This window comes from Vreelandella neptunia (assembly GCF_034479615.1).
GTDB classification, from domain to species: Bacteria; Pseudomonadota; Gammaproteobacteria; order Pseudomonadales; family Halomonadaceae; genus Vreelandella; species Vreelandella neptunia.
Genome location: NZ_CP140255.1, coordinates 385,324 through 409,548 on the forward strand (window position 1 = coordinate 385,324; position 24,225 = coordinate 409,548).

Annotated in this window: 26 protein-coding genes; 19 read left to right on the plus strand and 7 right to left on the minus strand. The window is 56.9% G+C overall.

Features of this window, described 5'->3' with window-relative positions; all coding sequences use genetic code 11:
• The first annotated feature begins 237 nt into the window (after window positions 1-237).
• From SR894_RS01880 to SR894_RS01915, 8 genes are all read left to right on the plus strand, one after another.
• A complete protein-coding gene (locus tag SR894_RS01880) occupies window positions 238-1,587 on the plus strand; it encodes an OmpP1/FadL family transporter (RefSeq protein ID WP_133730988.1) in 1,350 nt (449 codons plus the stop codon).
• A 162-nt stretch (window positions 1,588-1,749) separates the two neighbouring features.
• Window positions 1,750-2,848, plus strand: a protein-coding gene (prfB, locus tag SR894_RS01885; RefSeq protein ID WP_133730987.1) for a peptide chain release factor 2 whose coding sequence is annotated in 2 segments (ribosomal slippage) — window positions 1,750-1,824 and window positions 1,826-2,848 — 1,098 coding nt in all. Because the reading frame shifts where the segments join, the coding sequence is not laid out codon by codon here.
• Window positions 2,849-2,882: 34 nt separating this feature from the next.
• The gene (gene lysS / locus SR894_RS01890) at window positions 2,883-4,394 is read left to right on the plus strand and encodes a lysine--tRNA ligase (RefSeq protein ID WP_039860384.1); all 1,512 of its coding nucleotides are present in this window, start codon (window positions 2,883-2,885) and stop codon (window positions 4,392-4,394) included.
• Window positions 4,395-4,478: 84 nt separating this feature from the next.
• A complete protein-coding gene (locus SR894_RS01895; protein WP_022520220.1) occupies window positions 4,479-4,865 on the plus strand; it encodes a hypothetical protein in 387 nt (128 codons plus the stop codon).
• Between the two features lie 254 nt (window positions 4,866-5,119).
• Complete coding sequence (locus tag SR894_RS01900; protein ID WP_133730986.1) at window positions 5,120-6,523, plus strand: MFS transporter; 1,404 nt, start codon at window positions 5,120-5,122, stop codon at window positions 6,521-6,523.
• A gap of 43 nt (window positions 6,524-6,566) precedes the next feature.
• Window positions 6,567-6,875 carry a BolA family protein gene (locus SR894_RS01905; RefSeq protein WP_022520218.1) on the plus strand — a complete coding sequence of 103 codons (309 nt, stop codon included), beginning with the start codon at window positions 6,567-6,569 and terminating at the stop codon, window positions 6,873-6,875.
• The gene (locus SR894_RS01910; RefSeq protein ID WP_133730985.1) at window positions 6,872-7,771 is read left to right on the plus strand and encodes a hypothetical protein; all 900 of its coding nucleotides are present in this window, start codon (window positions 6,872-6,874) and stop codon (window positions 7,769-7,771) included. The genes SR894_RS01905 and SR894_RS01910 overlap by 4 nt, the downstream gene beginning before the upstream one ends.
• Window positions 7,761-8,204 (plus strand): GNAT family N-acetyltransferase, encoded by a 444-nt coding sequence (locus tag SR894_RS01915; protein WP_133730984.1) that lies wholly within the window; start codon window positions 7,761-7,763, stop codon window positions 8,202-8,204. The genes SR894_RS01910 and SR894_RS01915 overlap by 11 nt, the downstream gene beginning before the upstream one ends.
• Window positions 8,205-8,219: 15 nt before the next feature.
• Here SR894_RS01915 and zapB read toward each other — a convergent pair whose 3' ends face one another.
• Both zapB and rsmD read right to left on the minus strand, forming a co-directional pair.
• Window positions 8,220-8,414 carry a cell division protein ZapB gene (gene zapB / locus SR894_RS01920; protein WP_133730983.1) on the minus strand — a complete coding sequence of 65 codons (195 nt, stop codon included), beginning with the start codon at window positions 8,412-8,414 and terminating at the stop codon, window positions 8,220-8,222.
• Between the two features lie 134 nt (window positions 8,415-8,548).
• Window positions 8,549-9,169, minus strand: coding sequence for a 16S rRNA (guanine(966)-N(2))-methyltransferase RsmD (gene rsmD, locus SR894_RS01925; RefSeq protein ID WP_133730982.1), 621 nt, complete (start codon window positions 9,167-9,169; stop codon window positions 8,549-8,551).
• 90 nt (window positions 9,170-9,259) lie between these two features.
• Between rsmD and ftsY the strand changes: the two genes are divergently transcribed.
• From ftsY to rpoH, 4 genes are all read left to right on the plus strand, one after another.
• Window positions 9,260-10,579, plus strand: a complete 1,320-nt coding sequence (gene ftsY / locus SR894_RS01930) for a signal recognition particle-docking protein FtsY (protein ID WP_322535479.1) — start codon at window positions 9,260-9,262, stop codon at window positions 10,577-10,579.
• The gene (gene ftsE, locus SR894_RS01935) at window positions 10,576-11,244 is read left to right on the plus strand and encodes a cell division ATP-binding protein FtsE (protein WP_133730980.1); all 669 of its coding nucleotides are present in this window, start codon (window positions 10,576-10,578) and stop codon (window positions 11,242-11,244) included. Before ftsY ends, ftsE begins: the two co-directional genes overlap by 4 nt.
• Window positions 11,241-12,290, plus strand: coding sequence for a permease-like cell division protein FtsX (ftsX, locus tag SR894_RS01940; RefSeq protein WP_133730979.1), 1,050 nt, complete (start codon window positions 11,241-11,243; stop codon window positions 12,288-12,290). Before ftsE ends, ftsX begins: the two co-directional genes overlap by 4 nt.
• Before the next feature lie 197 nt (window positions 12,291-12,487).
• Complete coding sequence (rpoH, locus tag SR894_RS01945; protein WP_133730978.1) at window positions 12,488-13,354, plus strand: RNA polymerase sigma factor RpoH; 867 nt, start codon at window positions 12,488-12,490, stop codon at window positions 13,352-13,354.
• 100 nt (window positions 13,355-13,454) lie between these two features.
• Here rpoH and slmA read toward each other — a convergent pair whose 3' ends face one another.
• The 5 genes from slmA to coaBC all read right to left on the minus strand — a co-directional run bounded on the left by slmA (window position 13,455) and on the right by coaBC (window position 18,313).
• Window positions 13,455-14,063, minus strand: a complete 609-nt coding sequence (gene slmA / locus SR894_RS01950; RefSeq protein WP_022520209.1) for a nucleoid occlusion factor SlmA — start codon at window positions 14,061-14,063, stop codon at window positions 13,455-13,457.
• Window positions 14,064-14,082: 19 nt separating this feature from the next.
• A complete protein-coding gene (gene argB, locus SR894_RS01955; RefSeq protein ID WP_133730977.1) occupies window positions 14,083-14,982 on the minus strand; it encodes an acetylglutamate kinase in 900 nt (299 codons plus the stop codon).
• Window positions 14,983-15,115: 133 nt separating this feature from the next.
• Window positions 15,116-16,501 carry a phosphomannomutase/phosphoglucomutase gene (locus SR894_RS01960; RefSeq protein ID WP_133730976.1) on the minus strand — a complete coding sequence of 462 codons (1,386 nt, stop codon included), beginning with the start codon at window positions 16,499-16,501 and terminating at the stop codon, window positions 15,116-15,118.
• A 61-nt stretch (window positions 16,502-16,562) separates the two neighbouring features.
• The gene (gene dut / locus SR894_RS01965) at window positions 16,563-17,021 is read right to left on the minus strand and encodes a dUTP diphosphatase (RefSeq protein ID WP_133730975.1); all 459 of its coding nucleotides are present in this window, start codon (window positions 17,019-17,021) and stop codon (window positions 16,563-16,565) included.
• Window positions 17,018-18,313, minus strand: a complete 1,296-nt coding sequence (gene coaBC, locus SR894_RS01970; protein ID WP_133730974.1) for a bifunctional phosphopantothenoylcysteine decarboxylase/phosphopantothenate--cysteine ligase CoaBC — start codon at window positions 18,311-18,313, stop codon at window positions 17,018-17,020. Before coaBC ends, dut begins: the two co-directional genes overlap by 4 nt.
• Window positions 18,314-18,488: 175 nt before the next feature.
• Between coaBC and radC the strand changes: the two genes are divergently transcribed.
• From radC to ald, 7 genes are all read left to right on the plus strand, one after another.
• The gene (gene radC, locus SR894_RS01975) at window positions 18,489-19,163 is read left to right on the plus strand and encodes a RadC family protein (protein ID WP_133730973.1); all 675 of its coding nucleotides are present in this window, start codon (window positions 18,489-18,491) and stop codon (window positions 19,161-19,163) included.
• A gap of 258 nt (window positions 19,164-19,421) precedes the next feature.
• A complete protein-coding gene (rpmB, locus tag SR894_RS01980; RefSeq protein WP_022520205.1) occupies window positions 19,422-19,658 on the plus strand; it encodes a 50S ribosomal protein L28 in 237 nt (78 codons plus the stop codon).
• A gap of 68 nt (window positions 19,659-19,726) precedes the next feature.
• Window positions 19,727-19,882 carry a 50S ribosomal protein L33 gene (gene rpmG, locus SR894_RS01985; RefSeq protein WP_022520204.1) on the plus strand — a complete coding sequence of 52 codons (156 nt, stop codon included), beginning with the start codon at window positions 19,727-19,729 and terminating at the stop codon, window positions 19,880-19,882.
• A 157-nt stretch (window positions 19,883-20,039) separates the two neighbouring features.
• The gene (mutM, locus tag SR894_RS01990) at window positions 20,040-20,882 is read left to right on the plus strand and encodes a bifunctional DNA-formamidopyrimidine glycosylase/DNA-(apurinic or apyrimidinic site) lyase (RefSeq protein ID WP_133730972.1); all 843 of its coding nucleotides are present in this window, start codon (window positions 20,040-20,042) and stop codon (window positions 20,880-20,882) included.
• A gap of 349 nt (window positions 20,883-21,231) precedes the next feature.
• Window positions 21,232-22,422 (plus strand): class I SAM-dependent rRNA methyltransferase, encoded by a 1,191-nt coding sequence (locus SR894_RS01995; protein ID WP_133730971.1) that lies wholly within the window; start codon window positions 21,232-21,234, stop codon window positions 22,420-22,422.
• A gap of 64 nt (window positions 22,423-22,486) precedes the next feature.
• On the plus strand, window positions 22,487-22,921 hold the full coding sequence (locus SR894_RS02000) for an acyl-CoA thioesterase (RefSeq protein WP_133730970.1): 435 nt from the start codon (window positions 22,487-22,489) through the stop codon (window positions 22,919-22,921).
• Window positions 22,922-23,095: 174 nt separating this feature from the next.
• Window positions 23,096-24,214 (plus strand): alanine dehydrogenase, encoded by a 1,119-nt coding sequence (gene ald / locus SR894_RS02005; RefSeq protein WP_133730969.1) that lies wholly within the window; start codon window positions 23,096-23,098, stop codon window positions 24,212-24,214.
• Window positions 24,215-24,225 lie beyond the last annotated feature (11 nt).

Sequence of the window (24,225 nt, forward strand, 5' to 3'; positions counted from 1 at the left end):
GTGGTTATTCAGTGTAGAACCTATGGGTAACCCATAGGTCAAGGCCTCTTGGCTCTGTAAGCTGAAATGACTAAAACACTGATTTAAAACGACCGTGCGACTAATGTATAAGCCAAAAATAAAATAAAACGAGCGTTTGCCCTTGAACCTTTGGCTCAGTTGCGAGAAAACAGTCATGTAAAAATAAAGAGGGTGGATCGTCGGTATCCACTGGATCATCGGGAAGAGAGGCCCACTATGAATAATAAGTTTAATAAGCTCACCCTGGCTGCTGCCATTACGGCCGCTTTCGCCAGCCAAGCCCACGCGGGCGGGTATCAAATTAACGAGCAGAGCGTGAGTGGGCAGGGCTATGGCCATGCCGGGCGAAGCTCTAACATCCATGATGCAACCATTGTGTACGGTAACCCGGCGGGGATGTCGTTTTTAGACCGTGCCCAGGTGACTGCTGGTGGTACGTATCTAAATGTGAATACTGACATCTCTAATGTCGAAGCTTCCCGCTATATCGACTCTGGAGTCGCGCTTGGCGGCGCCCCAAATGGCAATCAGATCCCGGTCGGTAGCATTCCCGGAGGGAATGATGGCGATATGGTGCCAGGTACGCCGATCCCCTTTGCTTTCTATGCGCACCCAGTGACCGATCAACTGGCGTTCGGGTTTGGGGTGTATGCACCCTTTGGCTCAAAAACTGATTATGAAGATGATTTTCAAGGGCGCTATTTTGGCGACTACACCGAAGTCAAAGTGGTCAGTGCACAGCCGACGGTTTCTTACCGCTTTAATGACCAATGGTCAGTAGGCGCGGGAGTTACTTATAACCGTATAGAAGGTGAGCTACGCCGCCAGCTCCCCTCTGAGCCAACCTTTAATGCAGCGAACGATATCGACTCGCGGGTTGACGGTGAAGACGAAGCGTGGGGCTACAACTTGGGTGTTATCTATCGCCCGGCCCCTGAAACCACCTTGGGTCTGACCTACCGCTCGAAAGTAGACTACACCCTGGAAGGCGATTTTAGCGCGACTGATCCCATGGGTAATGTTCTGCGCTCAGATACCGCTAACCTGGATTTGACCACCCCAGAGACAGTTAACTTCTCGCTCACCCAGCAGATGACCGACCGTCTCAAGCTGATGTTCGGGGCTTCCTGGGTGCGTTGGAGCCACTTTGATCAAATTTTGGTTACCGGTAGTCAGGGTAATACGATTACCCAGGAAGTTCAGAACTACTCAAACGCCTGGGCATTTGCCACTGGCGGCGAGTACCAGTTAACGAAAACATTAGCGCTTCGTGCTGGGGTAACGTTAGACATGACGCCGACCAATGATGAGGATCGTAGCGTACGTATTCCTTCCGATGATCGACGTATTTTCTCGCTGGGGGCAGGCTGGAGTCCCACACCTGACCTGACTGTCGATGTGGCTTACTCCTATCTGTCAGAGCGCGGCACCTTTGTTGAGCAGGATCGTAGCGACCTATTGGCCAGCCAAGCGACGGGTGGCCAGCCGGTAGGCGGAGCCTCCTACTCAGCCGACTACAAAAACGAAGCTCACGGTTTTGGTGCTCAGTTAACCTACCGCTTTTAAGCCCTAGAGAGCCAAACCCCAATGAAACCCGGCGCAGGCCGGGTTTTTTATTACCTAGTGGCAGGCCATTGGATGCGGGGCGTGTCGGCTTTCGTTACACTATGCGCTTTTCTGATCGATACACCTCTGTACGATCCGAGTAGACCAAGCTAGGGCGATCCCATGTTGGAAACCAATCCGATTCACAACCAGCTCAAGAACCTGTCTGAGCGGACAGACGTTCTTAGGGGGTATCTTTGACTATGCCGAGAAGAAAGATCGGCTAGAAGAGGTCACCCGCGAACTGGAAGACCCCAATGTCTGGAACGATCCAGACTACGCGCAGAAGTTAGGCAAAGAGCGCGCCTCCCTCGAAGCCATAGTGGCCACCATTGATGAACTTGAGCAGGGACTTGGCGATAGCCGGGATCTGCTAGAGCTTGCCGAAATGGAAGAGGACGAAGGCACCGTCGAAGAAGTGTGCAAAGAGCTGGACAGCATGCAGGCGGCGTTAGAAAAGCTGGAATTTCGGCGCATGTTCTCCGGTGAAATGGATCAGAACAACGCCTACCTGGAAATTCAGTCCGGCTCTGGTGGCACCGAAGCCCAGGATTGGGCCAATATTTTACTGCGCATGTACCTGCGCTGGGCGGAGAGCCACGGCTTCAAAGCCGATATCACCGAAATCTCTGCTGGCGAAGTGGCGGGCATTAAGTCGGCCACGGTGCATATCCAGGGCGATTACGCTTTCGGCTGGCTGCGTACTGAAACCGGCGTGCACCGCCTAGTGCGTAAAAGCCCGTTTGATTCCGGTGGCCGTCGGCATACCTCCTTTGCCTCGGTATTCCTGTCCCCGGAAATTGACGACAGTTTCGAGGTAGAGATTAATCCCTCGGACTTGCGCGTCGATACCTACCGCTCCAGCGGCGCGGGCGGTCAGCACGTAAACACCACCGATTCGGCCGTGCGGATTACCCACGAACCGACCGGTATCGTCGTGGCCTGTCAGGGGCAACGCAGCCAGCACGCCAACCGTGATTTTGCCATGAAGCAGCTGAAAGCGCGTCTGTGGGAACACGAGATGCAAAAGCGCAACGCCGCCAAGCAGGAGGCCGAGGACTCCAAGGCTGATATCGGCTGGGGCAGCCAGATTCGCTCTTACGTGTTGGATGATCAGCGCATCAAGGATTTGCGCACCAGCGTGCAGTCCAGCAACTGCGATAAAGTGCTCGACGGGGATATTGATCAATTTATCGTCGCCAGCTTGAAGCAAGGTTTGTAATTTTTTTAGCGTTTGAACATGAACAGGGTGCCCCATGGCTAACCAAGACGCGTCTCCTGCAGACAACGAAAACCACCTGATCGCCGAGCGCCGTGCCAAGCTGACTGCTCGCCGTGAGCGCGCCGCTGAGCAGGGAAAGAGTGCATTTCCCAATGATTTTCGCCGCGACAGCTTAACCGTCGAGCTGCAAAATGCCTTCGGCGATAAAGACAAGGCCGAGCTTGAAGCGCTGGATCACCACGCCGCTGTGGCTGGTCGTGTGATGCGTCAACGTGGCCCCTTCATCGTCATTCAGGACGTGGCCGGGCAAATCCAGCTCTACGTGGATAAAAAGGGCCTGCCCGCCGATGTGCTTGAAGACGTTAAAAGCTGGGATATCGGTGACATCGTCGCTGCGCACGGGCCGGTGCATAAATCCGGCAAGGGCGATCTGTACGTGATGATGAAAGAGGCGCAGCTGCTCACCAAGAGCCTGCGCCCGCTGCCGGATAAGTTTCACGGCCTCACCGATATGGAAGCCCGCTATCGCCAGCGCTATGTGGATCTGATCATGAACCCGCAGTCGCGTAAGGTGTTTGAAACCCGCGCAGCGGTTATCAGCTCCATGCGCCGCTTCTTTGAAGCGCGCGGTTTTATGGAAGTGGAAACGCCGATGCTCCAGCCCATTCCTGGCGGTGCGGCGGCACGGCCGTTCATTACCCACCACAATGCGCTGGATATCGATATGTATCTGCGTATTGCGCCGGAGCTTTACCTCAAGCGTCTGGTGGTGGGCGGTTTTGAAAAAGTGTTCGAGATTAACCGCAACTTCCGCAACGAAGGGTTATCAACGCGCCACAACCCAGAATTCACCATGGTGGAGTTCTACTGGGCGTACGCGGATTACCGCGACCTGCTGGATATGACCGAAGCGATGCTGCGCACCGCGGCTGAAGAAGTGCTCGGTAACGCAGTGATTGAATATCAGGGGGCAAGCTACGATTTCGGCAAACCTTTTGCCCGCTTAACGCTGCGTCAGGCGATTCTTGATCACGGTGACGGCATTGCCGACAGCGACTTGGATTCGTTGGAGGCGGCGCGGGCAACCGCTGAAAAGCTCGGCATCAAGGTCAAGGAGAGCTGGGGGCTGGGTAAGGTGCAAACGGAAATATTTGAAGAGGTTGCCGAGCACAAGCTCGACCAGCCGACCTTTATCACCGAATACCCGGCGGAAGTGAGTCCGCTGGCGCGGCGTAATGACGCCAATCCCTTCGTCACCGACCGCTTTGAGTTCTTTGTGGGTGGTCGCGAAATCGCCAACGGCTTCTCCGAGCTCAACGATGCCGAAGATCAGGCTGAGCGCTTCCGTGCCCAGTCAGCGGAAAAAGATGCCGGCGACCTGGAAGCGATGTACTACGATGCAGATTACGTGCGTGCACTGGAGTACGGCATGCCGCCCACCGCGGGCGAAGGTATCGGTATCGACCGCCTGGTGATGCTGTTCACCGATAGCGCCTCCATTCGCGATGTACTGCTGTTCCCTGCGATGCGTCCTGAAGTGGACTAACACGCTACGATAACGGATGAAAAGTTGGTAAGGGCGCGTTATAGCGCCCATAATGGTCAACGTTTCGACGGCGAGGAGAATCCCATGAAACTGCTTAACCGCTCCGCACTGAGCGTCAGGCCGACCCAGCCCTTTGTGGACTGGATCAACGCGCTGGAACCCACCATGGGAGACGACGACCTGACCCTGGACGACGTCGAACGTGAAAGTACCATTTACCTGATTCCAGAGATGGATACCCCGGAAGCGCTGGAAACTTTTGTGCGCGACCGCTACGTGGAAATTCTCGAGACTGAGCTGCGCGCTTGGGAAGAGGACGAACGGCAGTGGCCGGATAAACTCGACTGGGCACTGTTCCAGGAGTTTGTGCGCGTCGAGCACAGCTACCTGGCAATAGACCTGGATGACGAAACGGCGTTAGAGATTTCAGAAGTCGATGATGCGCTACTGCTCGATAGTGAGCAGGACTAGCCGTTAGCGTGCTAGTATTTAGGCAAGCCTAGTACTACGTGAGCCCAGTACTACGTAAGCCCAGTGTTTGCCTACGCGTTTGGCTGGTAGCAGCTAGATAGCACACTGTTAAGTAGCGTACTTCGGAACCGGCTTAGGCCGGTTTCATCGTTTCTAATGCTGTGTCTTTAGAAGCAGTGGCTTTTAAAGCAGTGTCTTTAATCGTTTCGCGTTGGCCGTTTCGTTTAAGATCTCTCCTGCCTAGGAACGCTTGCATGCGACTGTTTGAAACCCGCCCCGGCGATGATGGCCTGCCTGGGCCTGAACGCGCCCTTGCCGTGCTGGCGCTGGTGACCGGCACCTTGATGGCGGTGGTCGACACCACCATGATCAATCTGGCGCTGCCCACTATCGCCGCCGACTTGAATGTCTCGGCATCCCGGGCGGTATGGATTACCAACCTGTTTCAGGTCGTTTGTGCGGCTTTTTTGCTCGTGTTTGCGGGCATTAGTGAATTGATCACACGTCGCAGGCTCTACCTGTTTGGGCTGGCCACCTTTGTCGCTGCCGCGCTGGGGGCAGCGTTATCGCGCAATTTAGAAACGTTGCTGGTGTTTCGTGCCTTTCAGGGGCTAGGCGCTGCGGCCACGCTATCGATTGGCCCATCGCTTTATCGCGCTATTTTCCCCTCGCGCCTATTGGGCAGCGCCCTTGGCTTGAGTGCCTTGGTGGTAGCCGGTGGCTACGCGGCAGGGCCCACGCTGAGTGGGGTAATCCTGTCCTTTGCCGACTGGCCCTGGCTATTTGCGCTGAATGTGCCGCTGGGCCTCTGCTCGCTGTGGCTCGCCAAGCGTGCGTTGCCCCGAGAAGAGCCACGCAAAGGCAGTTTTGATGTGGCTGGGGCGCTGCTCTCAATCGTTATGCTGGCCAGCTTCTTTATTGCCATGGACGCCGTGAGCCACGCCGCGCCGCTTTGGCAAAGCGGTGGCTGGGTGCTATTGGCGGTACTGGCCTGCGCTGGGTTTATTGCGCGTCAGCGTCGCGCACCGTATCCATTGCTGCCGCTTAGCGTGTTTGCCGAGCTGCGCTTTACACTGGCGGTATCTGCCTCTGGGCTTGCCTTTATAGGTCAGGGCCTTACGTTTGTAGCCCTGTCGTTTTTCTACCAGGAGCAGATGGGGTTTTCGCCACTGGAAACCGCTTGGCTGTTTACGCCTTGGCCACTGGCTATCATGTTCGTTGGCCCTGTAGCGGGGCGCTTAGCCGACCGTATTAATCCCAGTATTCTCTCCAGCGCAGGGCTTGGCCTACTTATCATTGGCCTGATTGCACTGGCGCTGGTCGATGAGTCGACCGGCGTGGCGGGAAGTCTATGGCGCACTGCGCTATGCGGTATTGGTTTTGGCCTGTTCCAGCCGCCCAACAACCGCGAAATGATGGGCAGCCTGCCACCGGAGCGCAGTTCCAACGTCTCGGGCGTCATGAGCACCACCCGAACCGTCGGGCAGTCGTTTGGCGTGGCTCTAGTCGGTGCTGCGTTGGCGCTAGGCTGGCCGGTACAGGTAACGCTCTGGCTGGGCGCGGCGACCACGCTGCTGGCGCTTGTGGCAAGCGTGGCGCGTATGCCGCTGGCAAGGCGTGCGTTACACGCTCGACGGGCATCGTCTGCGGGCCAGTAAGCGCGTACAATAAAACGGTTTGTGATCTCTCAAGGAGAACCTTATGACGCTGCAGACACAGATTGAGCAGAAGTTAACGGCACTCGCGCCGGACGTGCTGCAGGTTGAAAACGAAAGCCACATGCACAACGTGCCCGCGAACTCTGAAACCCACTTCAAAGTGACGCTAGTAAGTGACTCCTTCGACGGCATGATGCCGGTGAAGCGTCACCAGCAAATTTATGCGCTGTTGGCCGATGAGCTTTCCGGGCCGGTGCACGCCTTAGCGCTGCATCTTTATACCCCCAGCGAGTGGCAGGCACGCGGCGGTGAACGCCCGAATTCACCCAACTGTCGCGGCGGCGGGAAGTGAATCAAGAAGTTACACGGCGCCACTACCTGGATGCCATGGGGATTACCGCTTGGGCCGCTAAATACCAGTTGCCTAATGCGCTGCCCACCGAGGCCTGTGAGTGGGAGGATTCGACGCCTGCTCCTACGCCGCCTCGGGAGCGGCTACAGGCATTGCTGGACGACGCCCCGGCGCCCAAGCGGCAAACGTCCAAACCCCATACGCCCGAGTCTCAATCGCCCGATCCCTTGGCCTCAGGCGAAGCCATTGCCTCACCCTCGGCGGTGCGGGCACTGCTGGATCAAGACAAGCAGCGTGCGGACAAGCCGGGCCAACATAAGCCGGCGATTGCCAACCCGGATACGGCAGGGCCCCGCGCGGAGGCAGCGCGGCCAGCCAAACCTCTTAAGTTCGCGCTCTCCTGCGTGTGTCTTGAGGGCCGCTGGATGGTGCTGCAGGCGGGGGAGATGAGTCCTCTTGAACAGCAGCTATTGGCTAACCTGTTACAGGCCGCAGGCATTCAGCGTGGAGCGTTGCCGGAAGTGAGCCACTTCACCTGGCCGCAAATGGCCAACGCCTTTGCGGTGGAGGATCCTCTGGACGAAGCCCGGGAGGGCTTGGCGGCGTTTATTGCTGGAAGCGCGAGCCGACAGGGGTGGCGGCTAGAGCGATTACTCTGGTGGGGTGAGTTGGAAGCCAAGCCTGATGCTGAATCTGGGGCTGAACAAGCGCCGCTGGAGCGCATACTGAACGTAACTGAAGGCCACAGCCAAACGCTTTCGCTGCCCTTATGGCAGGGCCCTTCACTTGGGTCGCTTCTCGACGGTAGCCATAGCAAGCGTGACCTCTGGCCAGCGCTGCAGGCGCTAGGCCAGCTATGGGCGGCTGGCGCTAAGCAGACTGCTGATGGTCACTGAACTCAACGTTGAGCACCTGGCCCTGCTGATTGCGCTTGAGCAGCGGGCGCAGAGCGGCACTTCTGAGACGCAAATGCTGGCAGCATTGGGCAGCCAGGATACCTGTGTACTGGGCTGGTGGCAGGCTGAGCAGCTGTTAGGATACGCCATTGTGGCGCGACTGCCGTTTGAGGCGGAACTGCAAGCCATTGGGGTGCATCCAGAGCAGCGTTGCAGTGGAGGAGGTCGGGCGTTGATGGAGGTCGTGCTGTCCACCGCACGCGGCTGGCTGAGTGAGCGACTGCTGCTAGAGGTGCGAGCGGGGAATCTTAGCGCAATCCGACTCTACCAGCGCTGCGGGTTTAGCGAAGACGGGCGGCGCAAAGGCTACTACCCAGCGGCCAACGGGGCCGCTGGGCGAGAAGACGCGCTACTCATGTCTCAGATCATCTAAGTAGCGCAAAGCTAGTTACGAAGCGCTAGTTGTTTCTAGGCTGTCGAACTTGCTAAGTAGACTGTTGAGGCGACGCTCCCACTCTTCGCGCTCCTCTTTCAGCTTGGCGTTTTCGCCGCGCAGCTCTTCATTTTCCAGTTTCATCATCTCCAGTGCATCAACAGTGTCGGTGACTTTCTGTTCAAGCTGATTAAATAGCTCCAGACTCATGTATCTCTCCCTAGCGTAAAAACGAAAACCCAAAACAGGTCATAAAAAGGCACCCAAATAAACAAGCACAAAGCTTGTCAGTAGGGACGAATGAGGCGAGCGTAACGCCACCGCCGCGTGGCGGCAAGCGCTGTTTACGGTGCTTGACGTTGATAGAGCCTTGCCGTGCTTTCGCCCGCCTGGGTTTCGCGGTGCAATAGCCAGTTGGTGGGCACCTTGGGAGCGAGCGACGTCTCGGTTTCCAGGTAAATCATTGCCTCGTTATCAAGCCAGCCGCTATTTTCCAGCGCCGTACAACACGGCGCGGCCAATTGCTGATGGAAGGGCGGGTCGAGAAAGACCAGCGTATAGGGCTTGGCTGGGTACGTCAGGTAGGCTTGAACGTCGTTAACATGCACCGCGCTTGCGGTAATGTTGAGCGATGCCAGATTGGTCGACAGCTGCTCCGCTACTCGCGGGTTGCGCTCGACAAAATCGACCCAGGCCGCGCCGCGAGACACGGCTTCAATGCCCAGCGCGCCAGTACCTGCGAATAGGTCGAGTACCTGTTGCTCGTAAAGCTGTTGGCCGAGCCAGTTGAACAGCGTTTCACGCACGCGGTCTGGGGTTGGACGCAAGCCAGGGCTATCCAATATCGGCAACTGACGGCGGCGGAACTCACCGCCGATAATGCGCAGTTTGCCAGGTTGTTGAACGCCACGCCGAGCAGATGCAAGGCGGGGAGCAGAAGATTTAGGGGGGCGTTTTCGTGTCATGAAACGGATTGTAGCGGGCTGTTTATCCAAAGTCTTGGATTACGGTGTTAGCATAACCTTAATGTCCACACTTTATGTCGGGTAACACTCATGTTTGGTTTTTTTAAACGCAAGAATAAGCAAGATCCGCAACAAGCGCCTCAAGACAAGCAGGCGCAGGAGGAGCCGTTAAAGGAGCAGCCTCCAGAACAAGCCGATGAGCTGGACATTGCGACGCCCGAGACTTCCACTGACGTTGTTACTGACATTGTTGAAGAGACCTCAATAGCGCCGGAAACTTTGCCAGAGCCAGAGCCAGAGCCAGAGCCAGAGCCAGAGCCAGAGCCAGAGCCAGAGCCAGAGCCAGAGCCAGAGCCAGAGCCAGAGCCAGAGCCAGAGCCAGAGCCAGAGCCAGAGCCAGAGCCAGAGCCAGAGTTGACGCCCGCGCCCGCCTTGCAAGAGAAACCGGTGGCCACCAAAAGTGACCAGAAAGGCTGGTTTGCGCGTATAAAGTCAGGCCTGGGGAAAACCCGCGCCAATTTAACCGACGGCATCGCCGACCTGTTTTTAGGTAAAAAACAGATCGATGACGAACTGCTGGAAGATCTGGAAACGCAGCTGTTAATGGCCGACGTGGGCATTGACGCGACGACCGAGATTATTGGCCGCCTGGAAGCGCGCGTCTCGCGCAAAGAGTTGAACAACCCCGAAGCGCTCTACCGTGGCCTGCAAGAAGAGTTGTCCACCATGCTGGCGCCGGTCGCTAAGCCGCTTGTGCTTGAGAAGGCGGGCAAGGGGCCGTTTGTCATTTTAGTGGTAGGCGTTAACGGCGTGGGTAAAACCACCACCATCGGTAAGCTCACCCAGCGTTTTCAGCGCGAAGGCAAAAGCGTTATGTTGGCGGCCGGTGACACCTTCCGTGCCGCCGCCGTCGAACAGCTCAAAGTCTGGGGCGAGCGCAACAAGGTGCCAGTGATCGCCCAGCACACCGGCGCGGACAGTGCCTCGGTGATTTATGACGCGGTAGCAGCCGCTACCGCGCGCGGTGTCGATGTGTTGATCGCCGATACCGCCGGTCGACTGCATAACAAAAGCCACCTGATGGAAGAGCTGAAAAAAGTCCACCGGGTGATGCAGAAGCTAGATGACACCGCCCCTCATGAAGTAATGCTGGTGCTGGATGCGGGCACCGGGCAAAACGCTATATCCCAGGCCAGCACATTTAATGATGCCGTGCCGGTCAGCGGAATCACGCTAACAAAGCTGGATGGCACCGCCAAAGGCGGGATTATTTTCGCGCTGGCCAAACAGCTGGAAACGCCGATTCGCTTTATTGGCGTGGGGGAGGGTATCGACGATCTGCGCCCCTTCGAGGCCAATGATTTTGTCCAAGCGCTGTTTGACCGCCAAGAGGACGATGCCAGCGCATGATCGCTTTTGAGCATGTGGGAAAACGCTACGGCGGGCGCTTTGAGGCGCTGGCGCATCTTAACTTTCGGGTTGCCCGGGGCGAGATGGTGTTTCTTACCGGCCACTCCGGTGCCGGTAAAAGCTCGCTACTACGCTTAGTGATGCGCCTAGAGAAACCTAGCCGTGGGCGCGTCGTCGTAGCGGGGCACGATATCGCCCAGCTGCATGCCAGCCAAGTGCCATTCTATCGTCGCCAAATTGGCGTGGTTTTCCAGGATCATCAGTTGCTCTTTGATCGCAGCATTTTTCATAATGTTTCTCTACCGCTGGAGATTCAAGGGGTTGAACCTCGGGAGGCCGCCCGCCGTGTGCGTGCCGCGTTAGATAAGGTGGGGCTGCTGCATCGTGAAAAGGCGTTGCCCATAGAGCTCTCCGGGGGCGAGCAGCAGCGGGTAGGCATTGCCCGGGCGGTGGTTAATAAGCCCGCGTTGCTGCTTGCTGATGAACCGACGGGCAACCTGGATCCCCAGCTCTCGGCGGATATCATGGCGCTGTTTGAGGACTTTAATCGGATTGGTACCACGGTGATGATCGCCAGCCACGATTTGGCCCTGATTGCCCGACTGCGCCACCGCATCCTGCGCTTAAGCGACGGCAGGCTGGTAGCCGATGAGGGGGCGCTATGAAGTCATCTGCGACGCCCAAGCGTCGTCAGGGAGCAGCATTAAAAACGCCGCGCAAAGCCGCTGTTAAACCAGCGGTTGAGAAAGCCCAAGCACCCCAGCGGGGCGCCAGGTCGCAGCAAACGCGCTTTTCCAGCCGCCTGCGGGCATGGGGTCGCCATCACCGCAGCATGGCGTGGGATAGCTTTCAGCGCTTGATACGCTACCCGCTGGGTAACCTCCTGACCATGCTGGCGATTGCTATTGCGCTAGTGCTGCCTGCGGCGCTGTGGCTAACCCTTGACAGTGCGCGGTTGCTGGATGCAGAGCTTGATGAGAGCGCCACCCTAACGGTTTACCTGGAGTTGAGTGCCGATGATGCCCAGTCGTTGCGTATCGAAGAGGCGGTCAACGCGGAACCGGACGTGCTCGAAACTCATCTGATCAGCGCCGAACAAGGGATGGCGGAGTTCCAGCAGTCGCTGGGGCTCGATGATGCCTTGGCAGGGCTGGAGAGTAACCCGCTGCCTATCAGCATGGTGGTGCGCCCGGAAAGCGTTGACCCGGTTGCCATGCAGCAGTTGGCCGCCCGCCTTGAAGCGCTCTCTGGCGTTGATGAGGTGCGACTTGATCTGGCCTGGGTGGAGCGGCTGAGAAACCTGGCCGAGCTAGGCCGCCGTGTGGCACTGGCGCTAGGGGCGCTGTTTGGTTTAGGCGTGCTGCTGGTGGTCGGCAATACCATTCGCCTCTCGGTGGAGAGTCGCCGCCGGGAAATTGAAGTCGTGATGCTCATTGGCGCCACGCATGCCTTTGTGCGACGGCCGTTCCTATACAGCGGTGCTTGGTACGGCTTAGGCGGTGGGCTGCTGGCGCTGGGTTTGTTAGGCCTGGGCAATCACTGGCTTTCCCTGCCGGTATCCGCTCTGGCAGCCAGTTACGGGGCGAGTTTTTCTTTACCCCAACTCGACGTGACAGGCTCTACAATTCTGCTATCTTGCAGTACACTACTAGGCTGGTTGGGTGCCTGGTTGGCGGTGACTCGTCACCTTTCGAGCATTCGGCCAAGATAATTGATAGATTTTAGGCAGTTGATGCGATACTGCTGGTGATGCTTAACCTGCGAACTTTATGCTTGCATTAAGGTCTCACTAGCGCAGACATTCGTATGGCTGAATGCGCATGACTGAATTAGTATCACGGTTTTGTAATAGGTTATTGATAACGTGCTACGTCAACCACGATGGGTTACAGGGGAGACCACCTGCACATGAGCACTAGTCTTCTACCGGTGGGGCAGCTTTCGCCCGGCGGCGATCTGGGCGGTTACATCCGCGCAGTCAATGGAATTTCGGTATTAACGGCCGATGAAGAGCGCGAACTCGCTTATCGCCTCTATGATGAAGGCGATCTGGAAGCCGCTCGTCGTTTGGTACTGTCGCATTTGCGCTTTGTGGTGCATATCGCGCGTAGCTATTCGGGTTATGGGTTGGCTCAAGCGGATCTGATTCAAGAAGGTAACGTTGGCTTGATGAAAGCCGTCAAACGCTTCGATCCGAACCAGGGCGTTCGTCTGGTTTCGTTTGCCGTGCACTGGATTAAAGCGGAAATTCACGAATTTGTGCTGCGTAACTGGCGGATCGTTAAGATTGCCACCACCAAAGCCCAGCGCAAACTGTTCTTTAACCTGCGTAGTGCGAAGAAGCGTTTGGCGTGGTTGAACAACGACGAAGTGGACGCCATCGCCAAGGATCTCGACGTTAAGCCTGAGATTGTGCGCGATATGGAAGGGCGCTTGTCGTCTTACGATGCCGGCTATGATGCCCCGGCAGGTGATGATGAAGAGAGCACCTATCAAGCGCCTGTTCACTTCTTAGACGACGCCGCTTCCGACCCTGCCACGCAGTTGGAAGATAGCAACTTCGAGGAAGACTCGACGCGCCGTTTACAGCTTGCCCTTGAAGGGCTTGATGAGCGCTCGCGGGATATTCTTCAGCGCCGCTGGTTGGCCGATAGCAAAGAGACGCTGCATGATCTGGCCGATGTGTACGGCGTCAGTGCAGAGCGAATCCGTCAGCTTGAAAAGAATGCCATGAAAAAGCTGCGTCAGAAAATGGGTGAAGAGATGGTCGCCTAAGACCAGACTGAACGCTCCATTTGTGGCTTTTCTGCATTAAAAAAACCGGCCCCTTTAAAAGAAAGGGAGCCGGTTTTTTTTGTGCAGCCAGCACGCGAGCCTAAGCTGGTTGTGCCGTGGCGCGCAGTAAGTGGGCCGACAGCAGCGACCACTGATCTTCCCAGTGTTCGGTGGGCAGGCGCTTAAAGTCGCTACGCACATACTGGGAAATGCGTCCCTCCGCCTGGGCCGCTAACAAATTGGCAGCGGCAGAGGCTGGAATCGTGGGGCGTAGACCTTCACGCAGTTCGGCTTCGCGCAGGATCTGTTTAAGCTGCATTTCCAGGCGTTCAAACAGCTGGTTGACCCGCTGGCGTAGCCGGGCGGTTTCGCCGGTGAGCACGTCGCCGCCCATCACCCGCGCCAGGCCAGGGTTTTTCTCAGCAAAGCCCAGCAGCAGCGCAAGTATGGTGCCGCAGCGGGAGGTAGCGTCGGGAACGTCTTCTAAAATACGCGTGATGCGGGCAAAAATGCTCTCTTCAATAAAGTCGATCAGCCCCTCAAACATTCGCGCTTTGCTGGGGAAGTGGCGGTAGAGCGCCGCTTCTGAAACGCCAACCTGGCGGGCGAGGGCGGCTGTGGTAATGCGCTTGCCGCTATCTTCCTCAAGCATCAGCGCCAGGGCTTGGAGAATCTGCTCGCGGCGGCGAGGTTTTTGATCTTCGCTCATAATGTGACCTCCGTCGCGGTTAGCTCGCGTCCTTGATTTGAGTGCCTACCCCAGCGTTGGTGAAAATTTCCAGTAACACCGCGTGGGGGACACGGCCATCAATAATGTGCGAGCTGTTCACGCCGCCCTTCACTGCATCCAGCGCGCAGCGGATTTTCGGCAGCATGCCGCCATAAATCGTGCCATCGGCGATCAGCTCATCCACCTGAGCGGTGCTTAAACCGGTGAGCACTTCACCTTCGGTGTTCATTAACCCGGCGACATTGGTGAGCAGCATCAGCTTTTCTGCATTGAGCGCTTCGGCAATCTTGCCCGCCACCAGGTCAGCGTTGATATTGTAGCTGTGGCCTGCGGCGTCGACGCCAATCGGTGCAATCACCGGAATAAAATCACGCGCTGCCAGCATCTCGATAAGCTCGGTTGAGATCGACTCCACTTCGCCCACATGGCCAATATCGATGATCTCGGGCGCCGTCATTTCGGGGCTTTGGTGCTCAACCTTGAGCTGGCGGGCACGAATTTGTGAGCCATCTTTACCGGTCAAACCAATCGCTTTACCGCCGCTTTGGTTGATCAGGTTGACGATGCTTTTGTTGACCAAGCCGCCCAGCACCATCTCGACCACGTCCATGGTTTGCGAGTCGGTGACGCGCATGCCGTTGACGAAGCGCGACTCAATGTTGAGCTTTTTGAGCAGGTCTCCGATCTGCGGCCCGCCGCCATGCACCACCACCGGGTTGATGCCGACTTCCTTCATTAACACGATATCGCGGGCAAAGGAGTCGATTAGAGTGCTTTCGGTCATGGCGTTACCGCCATATTTGACCACCACGGTTTTGCCGGAGAACTGCTGTATATACGGGAGGGCTTCGGAAAGCACCTCCACAACGACCTGGGGATCGCGACTGGCTGAACTCATGAGGTTGTCCCTTGCGAACGTTTATTATGTTGCTAACGTTTATGCTGATTAAGTGATGAGGGCCGCGCTTTCTAGGTGGTCGCGATCCCTCCAGCCCCGAGTTATTTGAAAAGCTATTTGAAGAGCTATCTGTCTACTGGGGGAGCTCAATGTCTGGCGCGACGCGCAGAAGCGCGTCATTAAAAATTGCTTTGATGCGTGCTAGCGCGGCCTCGTCTTTACCTTCAAAGCGCATGACCAGAGCAGGCGTGGTGTTCGAGGGGCGGCACAGCCCCCAGCCATCCTGGTAGTCCACGCGAATGCCGTCCAAAGTTGTTTTTATACCTTCGCCGAAGTCGCCCTCGCGAGCAAGCTTATCTACCAGAGAAAATTTGTTATCGTCGGTAACCGCTATATTAATTTCCGGTGTGGCAACATCTTGGGGGAAGTTGGCAAAAAAAGTATCAGCATCGTCGGCTTGATTGGCGAGAATCTCCACCAGCCGAGCGGCGGCATAGAGGCCATCGTCAAAGCCATACCAGCGCTCTTTGAAGAAAATGTGCCCGCTCATCTCTCCCCCAAGCTGAGCGCCGGTTTCCTGCATACGTGCCTTGATCATCGAGTGCCCGGTACGCCACATTTCCGGTTCGCCGCCGGCCTCGCTGATGACTTTGACCAAATTGCCGGTGCACTTAATATCGAAAATAACCTTGGCCCCAGGTTGGCGCGCGAGCATATCGGTGGCAAACACCATGAGCAGGTGGTCGGGATAAATCAGCTTGCCAGAGGGCGTAACCACGCCCAGACGGTCGCCATCTCCATCGAAGGCAAGACCGATATCGGCTCTGGTTTCGTGCACTTTGCGGATCAGATCCTGGACATTTTCCGGCTTGCCCGGATCAGGGTGGTGATTGGGAAAATTGCCGTCAATCTCCGCAAACAGCGGGATAGTCTCGATACCTAATCGTGCCAGCAGCTGTGGGCCGAGTTCCCCGGCAACGCCGTTGCCGCAGTCGACCACGGCCTTGATCGGCCGATTGATCTTAACGTCGCCTAAGATGCGCGCTAAGTAGTGTTCACGAACATCCTGCTGGGTGATGCTGCCTTGCCCGCTCTCCATATCGCCAGTTTGAATGCGCTCGAAAAGGGCGGTAATCGCATCGCCAGAGAGCGTCTCGCCGCTCAGCACAATTTTAAAGCCGTTATAGTCAGGCGGATTGTGGCTACCGGTGACCATTACGCCTGAGTGGGTGCCTTCCAGTATGTGAGTGGCAAAATAAAGTACCGGGGTGGGCACCATGCCAATATCGATCACGTCACGCCCTGCGGCGTTCAGGCCACGCATCAGCGCCGCTTGCAGCCGGGCACCTGAAAGGCGACCGTCGCGGGCAACGACCACGCTGGATTCGCCCCGCGCGGCGGCTTCAGAGCCGACAGCTCGCCCGATCATTTCGACTGTCTCTTCAGTGAGCGTGTCGTCAACGATACCGCGAATATCGTAGGCGCGAAAAATCGAAGCGGGTACAGACTGTGCGTTCATAGGGCTTCCCAGCTAAACAGACGTTTCCTTAAAAGGGTTCCTAAACAGGCGCGACCACTCGTTACTGACTGCCCGTACTGCCAAACCCGCCGCTGCCCCTTGAGGAGTCTTCAAACGCGTCCACCAAGGAGAGTTCGGCCTGTACCACAGGCACAAGCACGTACTGTGCCAGCCGATCGAAGGGGGTTAGCGTAAACGAGCTCTGACCACGGTTCCAGACCGAAATCATCAGTTCGCCTTGGTAATCAGAGTCGATTAAACCCACTAAATTGCCTAGCACGATGCCATGTTTATGCCCCAATCCGGAGCGCGGAAGGATCATGCCTGCCAAACCCGGATCTTCAATATAGATGGCAATGCCGGTGCGTACGAGCTGACAATCACCGGGGGCTAATATTAACGGCTCATCCAGTAGGGCGCGCAGATCCATTCCCGCCGAGCCAGATGTCGCGTAGGCAGGGAGGTAGTCGTGCAAACGCTCATCTAATACTTTGCACTGTAGGCGGGGGCGGGCACTCATGGGGATTCTCCAGATGTTTTCGTAGGGGCTGTTGTGGGTAGTAGGGCGAGCGCTTGACGGATGATGGTGGTGGCCAGCTGGGTCTTCGGCTGTGCAGCTTCTGAGCGGCTCTCGACGCCTTGTGGAGTGCGCCAGAGTAACCATGCGGCGTTCTGGTCGCTGCCAAAGCCCAGGCCAGCCTGGGAGACGTCGTTGGCGACGATCATATCCAGCCCTTTGCGCTGTAATTTATCCCGTGCGTAGCGCTCAACCTCCTGGGTTTCGGCGGCAAAACCGATCACCAGCGGGCGCTGTTTGGCGGGCAGTGCCGCCACGCCGGCGATAATGTCGGGATTTTTAACCAGGGTCAGGGTGAGTGTGTCGCTATCATCCTGCTTTTTAAGCTTATGCTCGGCAGGGGCTGCCGCGCGATAGTCGGCGACAGCTGCGCAGCCGATAAACAGCGCCGCTTGAGGCGCTAGCCGCTGAGCTTCAGCGTGCATCTGCTCGGCTGACTCAACGTCAATCCGCGTGACGCCCTGGGGGGTGGGTAGGTTAACCGGCCCGCTAATCAGCGTTACCTTGGCCCCTTCCTTCACTGCCGCTGCGGCCAGGGAAAACCCCATTTTCCCCGAGCTGTGATTGGAGATGTAGCGCACGGGATCCAGCGGCTCACGGGTAGGGCCAGCGGTAATCACAATATGGGGGGCATGTGAGTGAGGCGCTGTGGTGATAGGGGCTGCAAGCAGCGCCGTAACTGCGCTAAAAATCTCTTCAGGCTCGCTCATGCGCCCCGGCCCCACATCGCCACAGGCTTGGTCACCGGCGGCGGGGCCGATCAGTTGCCAGCCATCATGCTCAAGCTGCGCTACGTTGCGTTGGGTGGCGGGGTGGCGCCACATCGCCTGGTTCATCGCCGGGGCAATCAATTTGGGCGCTTCTGAGGCCAAGCAGAGTGTGGTGAGCAGGTCGTCTGCCATGCCGTGCACCAAACGAGCGATAAGGTCGGCAGTCGCCGGAGCGATCAGCACGACATCCGCCCAGCGGGCCAGCTCAATATGCCCCATCCCCGCCTCAGCTTCGGGGTCGAGTAAAGAGGTGCGCACGGGCTCACCGGAGAGCGCCTGCAGCGTGAGCGGGGTAATAAAGGCTTGAGCCCCGTCGGTCATCACCACGCGCACCTCGCAGCCCACCTGCTTGAGCAGACGCACAAGCAACGCGCTTTTGTAGGCAGCGATACCCGCACTGACGCCGAGCAGTACGCGTTTGCCGGCGAGCGTCGAAGCGCTTGTCGAGTTAACAGCAGAGGCCATGGTCAGTGATCCATATCCGCGTTCGTAAGGAGGCTTACCATACCATTGGCACCAACAATTTGGCATATTGAGCACAAACAAGGTTAAGCTAGGTTTAATGAGGCTTATGGCTGTAAAGCGATGCGTGTTGAGGCTGGCTTCGATGGACAAAGATGGGCAGCACGGGTGAGGTGCGATGGGAATCAATCACTGGCCGGAAGGTGAGCGGCCCCGGGAAAAGCTATTAAACAGTGGCGCCCAGGCGCTCTCAGATGCCGAGCTGCTGGCAATTTTTTTGCGCGTTGGCGTGCAAGGGAGTTCGGCGGTCGATTTAGCGCGGGATTTACTCAGCAGCTTCGGTGGCTTGCGCCAACTGCTAGAGGCCGATCAGGACAGCTTTTGTGCTGCCCGTGGCTTAGGTAGCGCCAAGTACGCTCAGCTCCAGGCGACGCTTGAGCTGTCGCGGCGCCATTTAGCCAGCCAGTTGGCGCGAGGCAATGCGCTGACATCACCTGCCTTGGTGCGCCACTACCTGAGTTCGCAGCTACGCCATTTAGGGCATGAGGAGTTTGCGGTACTTTTTTTGGATACTCAGCACCGAATTATTCGCTATGAATCGCTGTTTCGCGGTACCCTAGACAGCGCATCCGTTTACCCCCGCGAAGTTGCCAAGCGCGCGTTAGAACTTAGCGCTGGCGCTGTTATCCTGGCGCATAATCACCCTTCCGGTGTGGCGGAGCCAAGCGATGCTGATCGACGTATCACGGAACGGCTAAAAGACGCGTTGGCACTTTTTGACGTGCGCGTGTTGGATCATTTCGTGGTGGGGGATGGAGAAGTGATCTCTTTTGCCGAGCGCGGCTGGCTATAGGCAGCGTCAGTATGCAGTGCTCTATGCAATATTGGCTAAGTAAAATGAGCAAAAAAGTGCCTTTTCAGCCTTTTTTGTGGGTTTTGCTTGCTGTAAGTCGGGTGCTCTGGTATAAAGTGCCACCTTTAAACTTGGGTTGAATAACGGATTTGGATAAAGCTTGGCGGTTAACGGCGTCGACACCTTCCCTGCTCCGGTTTGCCCGACAGTTTTGAACACTCAGGTTATTATATCCTGGCCAAGCAGTTGGAGGCTCTAATGTCCAAAGTATGTCAGGTTACCGGCAAGCGTCCGGTAACTGGAAATAACGTTTCACACTCCCAGCGTAAGACACGTCGTCGTTTCTTGCCGAACCTGCACACCCATCGTTTTTGGGTTGAGTCTGAGAACCGCTTCGTCAAGCTGCGCGTTTCCACTAAAGGAATGCGCATCATCGACAAGAAAGGTATCGACACAGTTTTGGTTGCTATTCGTAAGCGTGGCGACGCTATCTAAGCCAGCTTTATTATACAAAGCCCTTTGGGCCAGGTATTTTGGGCCAAGCATTTTGGGAGAGTTAAACCATGCGCGATAAAATCAAGTTGGTGTCCAGTGCCGGTACAGGCCACTTCTACACCACTGATAAGAACAAGCGGAACACTCCGGATAAATTCGAGTTCAAGAAATTCGATCCGGTCATCCGTAAGCACGTGATCTACAAGGAAGCCAAGATCAAGTAATCGCTTTTGCGATGTTGATCAGCTTCCACTGCAGGCGAGCGCCTGTTCAAAAACCCGGCCTCAAGCCGGGTTTTTGCATGCATGTCTTTCGTGTATCGCATGCTTCGCTAAACCACCTTCATTAGGCTGTCACTACAGGCAGGTACGATATCTAAATATGCCCGAACTTCCTGAAGTTGAAACCACCCGGCGCGGGATTGCTCCCTATATTGAAGGTCAGGAAGTCACCGAAGTGCTGGTGCGTCAGCCGCGGCTGCGTGTGCCCGTGCCCGATGATCTGGCCGAGCGGCTGGTCGGTGCGCGCATTGGAGTGTTGATGCGGCGGGCAAAATACCTGCAGATTCCTATCCAGGTGGGTGGCGCGCTTGAAGGAGACGCTAGCGCGACGCTGCTATGGCATTTGGGGATGTCGGGCAGTCTGCGGATTGCCCGGGTGGGGGACTTGCCTAAAAAGCATGACCACGTGGACGTCGTGACTGCCAGCGGCTACGTGCTGCGCTATCATGATCCCCGTCGGTTTGGCTTTGTGGATTGGCAGGCCACAGACGCAGCGCAGGATAAGCGGCTTGCTCACTTGGGCCCGGAGCCCCTGTCTGATGCGTTTAACGGCAAATGGCTCTACACGCTTTCGCGTAACAAGCGCGTGGCGGTAAAGCCGTTTCTGATGGATAACCAAGTGGTGGTTGGTGCTGGCAATATCTATGCGGCTGAAGCGCTCTTTATGGCCGGTATTGATCCGCGCCGTGCGGCGGGAAGAGTTTCCCGTGCTCGCTATGACGCCTTGGCCCTGGCCGTGAAAGAAGTGCTGGCGGCGGCAATTACCCAGGGCGGCACCACGCTGCGGGATTTTGTCAGTGGCCAGGGTGAGCCCGGCTACTTTGCCCAGCGCCTTAATGTTTATGGTCGCCACGGTCAGCCTTGTTTGCGCTGTGGCGCTGAGCTTAGGCGCATTACGCTTGGCCAGCGTGCTAGTGTGTTCTGCCCCGGCTGTCAGCGCTAATGCCTACCTATCAGTGCTACTGTTTTATTGTAACTGTTCAGCTCATGCTGGCAGCCTAAAGGGTCGCGAGCTAAAGCTGCTTCCCACAACACCCTATAGCCAGCACTAAGCCAGAAGCTATTTGTGGGAGGGCGATTTATCGTTGGTTCGACACGTCGACGAAGGGTGCTGAAGGCACCCCTTGGTGTCTTCCGGCTGGAAGCTTGGAGGGTCGCGAGCTAAAGCTGCCTCCCGCGGGGGCAGCTATCTATGCCTGATGAAACAGCAGGTTGGCGAGTACAGCCTGAAACCTACTGAATAGTTACGTTTTATTTAAGTATTGCTTTGCTTACGTTTTTTGGAGATTGCTGTGACCCAACGCCTGCGACTGAATAAAAATGCCGACCGCCGCCTGAAAGCGGGCCATCTTTGGATCTACTCCAATGAGGTGGATATCAAAGAGACGCCGCTGAAAAACTTTGCGGCAGGCGAAACCGCACTGGTAGAAGCCTCCAATGGCAAAGTGATGGCCGTCGCTTATGTGAATCCCCATTCGTTAATTGCTGCCCGGATAATGTCTCGTGACCCCGAGATGCGCTTGGATCGTTCGCTGTTTGTACACCGCTTTAATCAAGCGTTGGCACTGCGTCAGCGCCTGTATGCGCAGCCGTTCTACCGCTTGATTCACGGCGAAGGTGACCTGCTGCCAGGCTTGGTGATCGATCGCTTTGGTGATGTCCTCGTCGTGCAGCTCAATACCGCGGGTATGCAGGCGCTGGCGGATGAGATTGTCGATGCGCTGGAAAAAGTCATCAAACCCGAGGTGATCGTCTTCCGTAACGATACAGGCGGCCGTCGTCAGGAAGGTCTTGAGGCCCATGTTGACGTCATCAAAGGCACGCTGCCTGACGAAGTGGTGCTCGAAGAGAACGGTGCCCGCTTTGTGGTGCCGGTGCTGAACGGTCAAAAGACCGGCTGGTTTTTTGATCACCGGGTTAATCGCGAATGGATCAATCGCAATGTGGAAGGTAAGCGCGTGCTGGACGTATTCAGCTACGTAGGTGGTTGGGGCGTGCAGGCGGCCGTTCATGGTGCGAAAAAGGTGATGTGCCTTGACTCTTCAGGCCCGGCGCTGGAGCAAGTCGCCCGCAACGCCGAGCTGAACGGCGTGCAGGAGAAGGTAGCGGTTAGTGAGGGAGATGCGTTTGAAGCGTTAGCGGCGTTGAAGGCAGAGGGCGAGGAGTTTGACGTGGTCATTCTTGACCCGCCGGCGTTTATCAAAAAGCGCAAGGACATTCCCAACGGTGAGCGCGCCTACGCCCGCTTGAACCGCGAGGCCATGCGCCTGCTGGGTCGCGATGGTCTGCTGTTGTCTGCGTCCTGCTCCATGCACCTGGCGCCCGAGCGTTTAATGGACGTCGTGCGTGGGGCGGTTCGCCATCAGGATCGTCACGGGCAGGTGATTTTCCAAGGTCACCAAGGGCCTGATCACCCGGTGCATCCGGCTATCCCTGAAACGTCTTACCTGAAGGCGCTGGGTGTGCGTGTGTTCCGCGACTAGTTCATGCGGCTAGGAGTCAGCGAAGCCCGAGTACAGGGGAGTCAAGGTACACAGGAGTTAGCCGATGGAGTGGGCGCTGCCCGATCCTTTTGTGATCGATATTCGCGTGGCCGATGAGGCAATCGATGCTTATCAGCACGTCAACAACAGTGAATACCTGCGCTGGGTTGAGCAGATTAGCTGGGCTCACTCGGTCGCGCTCGGCCTCTCTATCGAGCGTTACCGAGAGCTTGACCGGGCCATGGTGGTTCACCGCCACGAGCTGGATTACCTCGCGCCTGCCTTTGCAGGTGATGAGCTACAGCTGGCTACCTGGATTGTCGATTGTGACGAGCGCTTCAGTCTAACGCGCCGTTTTCAGCTGGTGCGTGTCAACGATGCGAAAACACTGCTATACGCCCGTACACGCTTTGCCTGCGTGGCGCTTTCAACGGGGCGGCCCAAACGGCTGCCTGAGGAGTATCGACGTATCTACGGCAACGCAGTTATTGTGGAGTGACTAAGAAAGAAGTGGATTTTTTCGTGTAGAACCGGCAATCGCTAGATTTTTCTCCTAAAAAACGCCTTAACCGGCGTTTTTTTTGTTTTGTGTTCCTGGGGTGGTGATCAACGTTAGCTGTGCTGTAATTTGCTTAACAACATGACTCACCTTTAAAAGCACAGGAAAAATCCAATGAAAATTGCCGTCCCCAAAGAGATCAAAAATCACGAGTATCGCGTGGCCTTAACCCCTACCGGCGCGCGGGAATTAGCCGGGCGCGGCCATCAGGTGAGCGTTCAGGCCGGTGCTGGAGAAGGTGCAGGCTTTAGCGATGCTGATTTTCAAGCCGCCGGCGCACAAATAGAAGCGGATGTGGAGACTTTGTGGCGCAACGCTGAGCTGATCCTCAAGGTGAAAGAGCCGCAGCCGGACGAAGTGGCGCGACTCACCCCACAGCATACGCTGTTCACCTATCTGCATCTGGCCGCTGAAGAGCCCCTTACCCGTGGACTGATGGAGAGCGGTGCCACCTGTATCGCCTATGAAACCATTACCGATACCCGCGGTGGTCTGCCGCTGCTGGCGCCAATGAGCACCGTAGCGGGTCGCATGGCAGTACAGGCGGGAGCCCATAGCCTGGAGAAGGCCCAAGGCGGTGCGGGCGTGCTGCTGCCCGGTGTGCCGGGTGTGGCGCCAGGTAAGGTAACCGTGATCGGGGGTGGCGTGGTAGGCGAAAACGCTGCGCGCATGGCGTTAGGGTTAGGCGCGGAGGTTACCATTCTGGATAAGTCGTTAGCGCGGCTTGAAGTACTCGATGATCGTTATCAGGGCCGCATCAAAACGGTTTACTCCACCGCAGACGCACTGGAAACGGCCACCCGTGAGTCTGACATGATCATTGGTGCGGTGCTGGTGCCCGGCGCCGCTGCACCAAAACTAATCACTCGCAGTATGCTGGCCGATATGAAGCCCGGCAGCGTGCTGGTCGATGTTGCGATCGATCAGGGTGGCTGTTTTGAAACCAGCAAGCCCACCACTCATGCCGAGCCGACCTATATCGTCGATGGGGTGGTGCACTACTGCGTGGCCAATATGCCCGGCGCGGTAGCACGTACCTCCACCCAGGGGCTGACCAACGCCACGCTGCCCTTTGTACTCGCCCTGGCAGATAAGGGCTGGCAGCAGGCGCTGCGTGACGACCCGCACTTCCTGCCGGGCCTTAACGTGCACGCGGGGCAAGTCACCTACCAGGCCGTAGCGGATGCCTTTGGGCTGGAAAGTATTGACCCTGCGAGCGTTGTTGGCCGCTAAGCTGTTGAGCG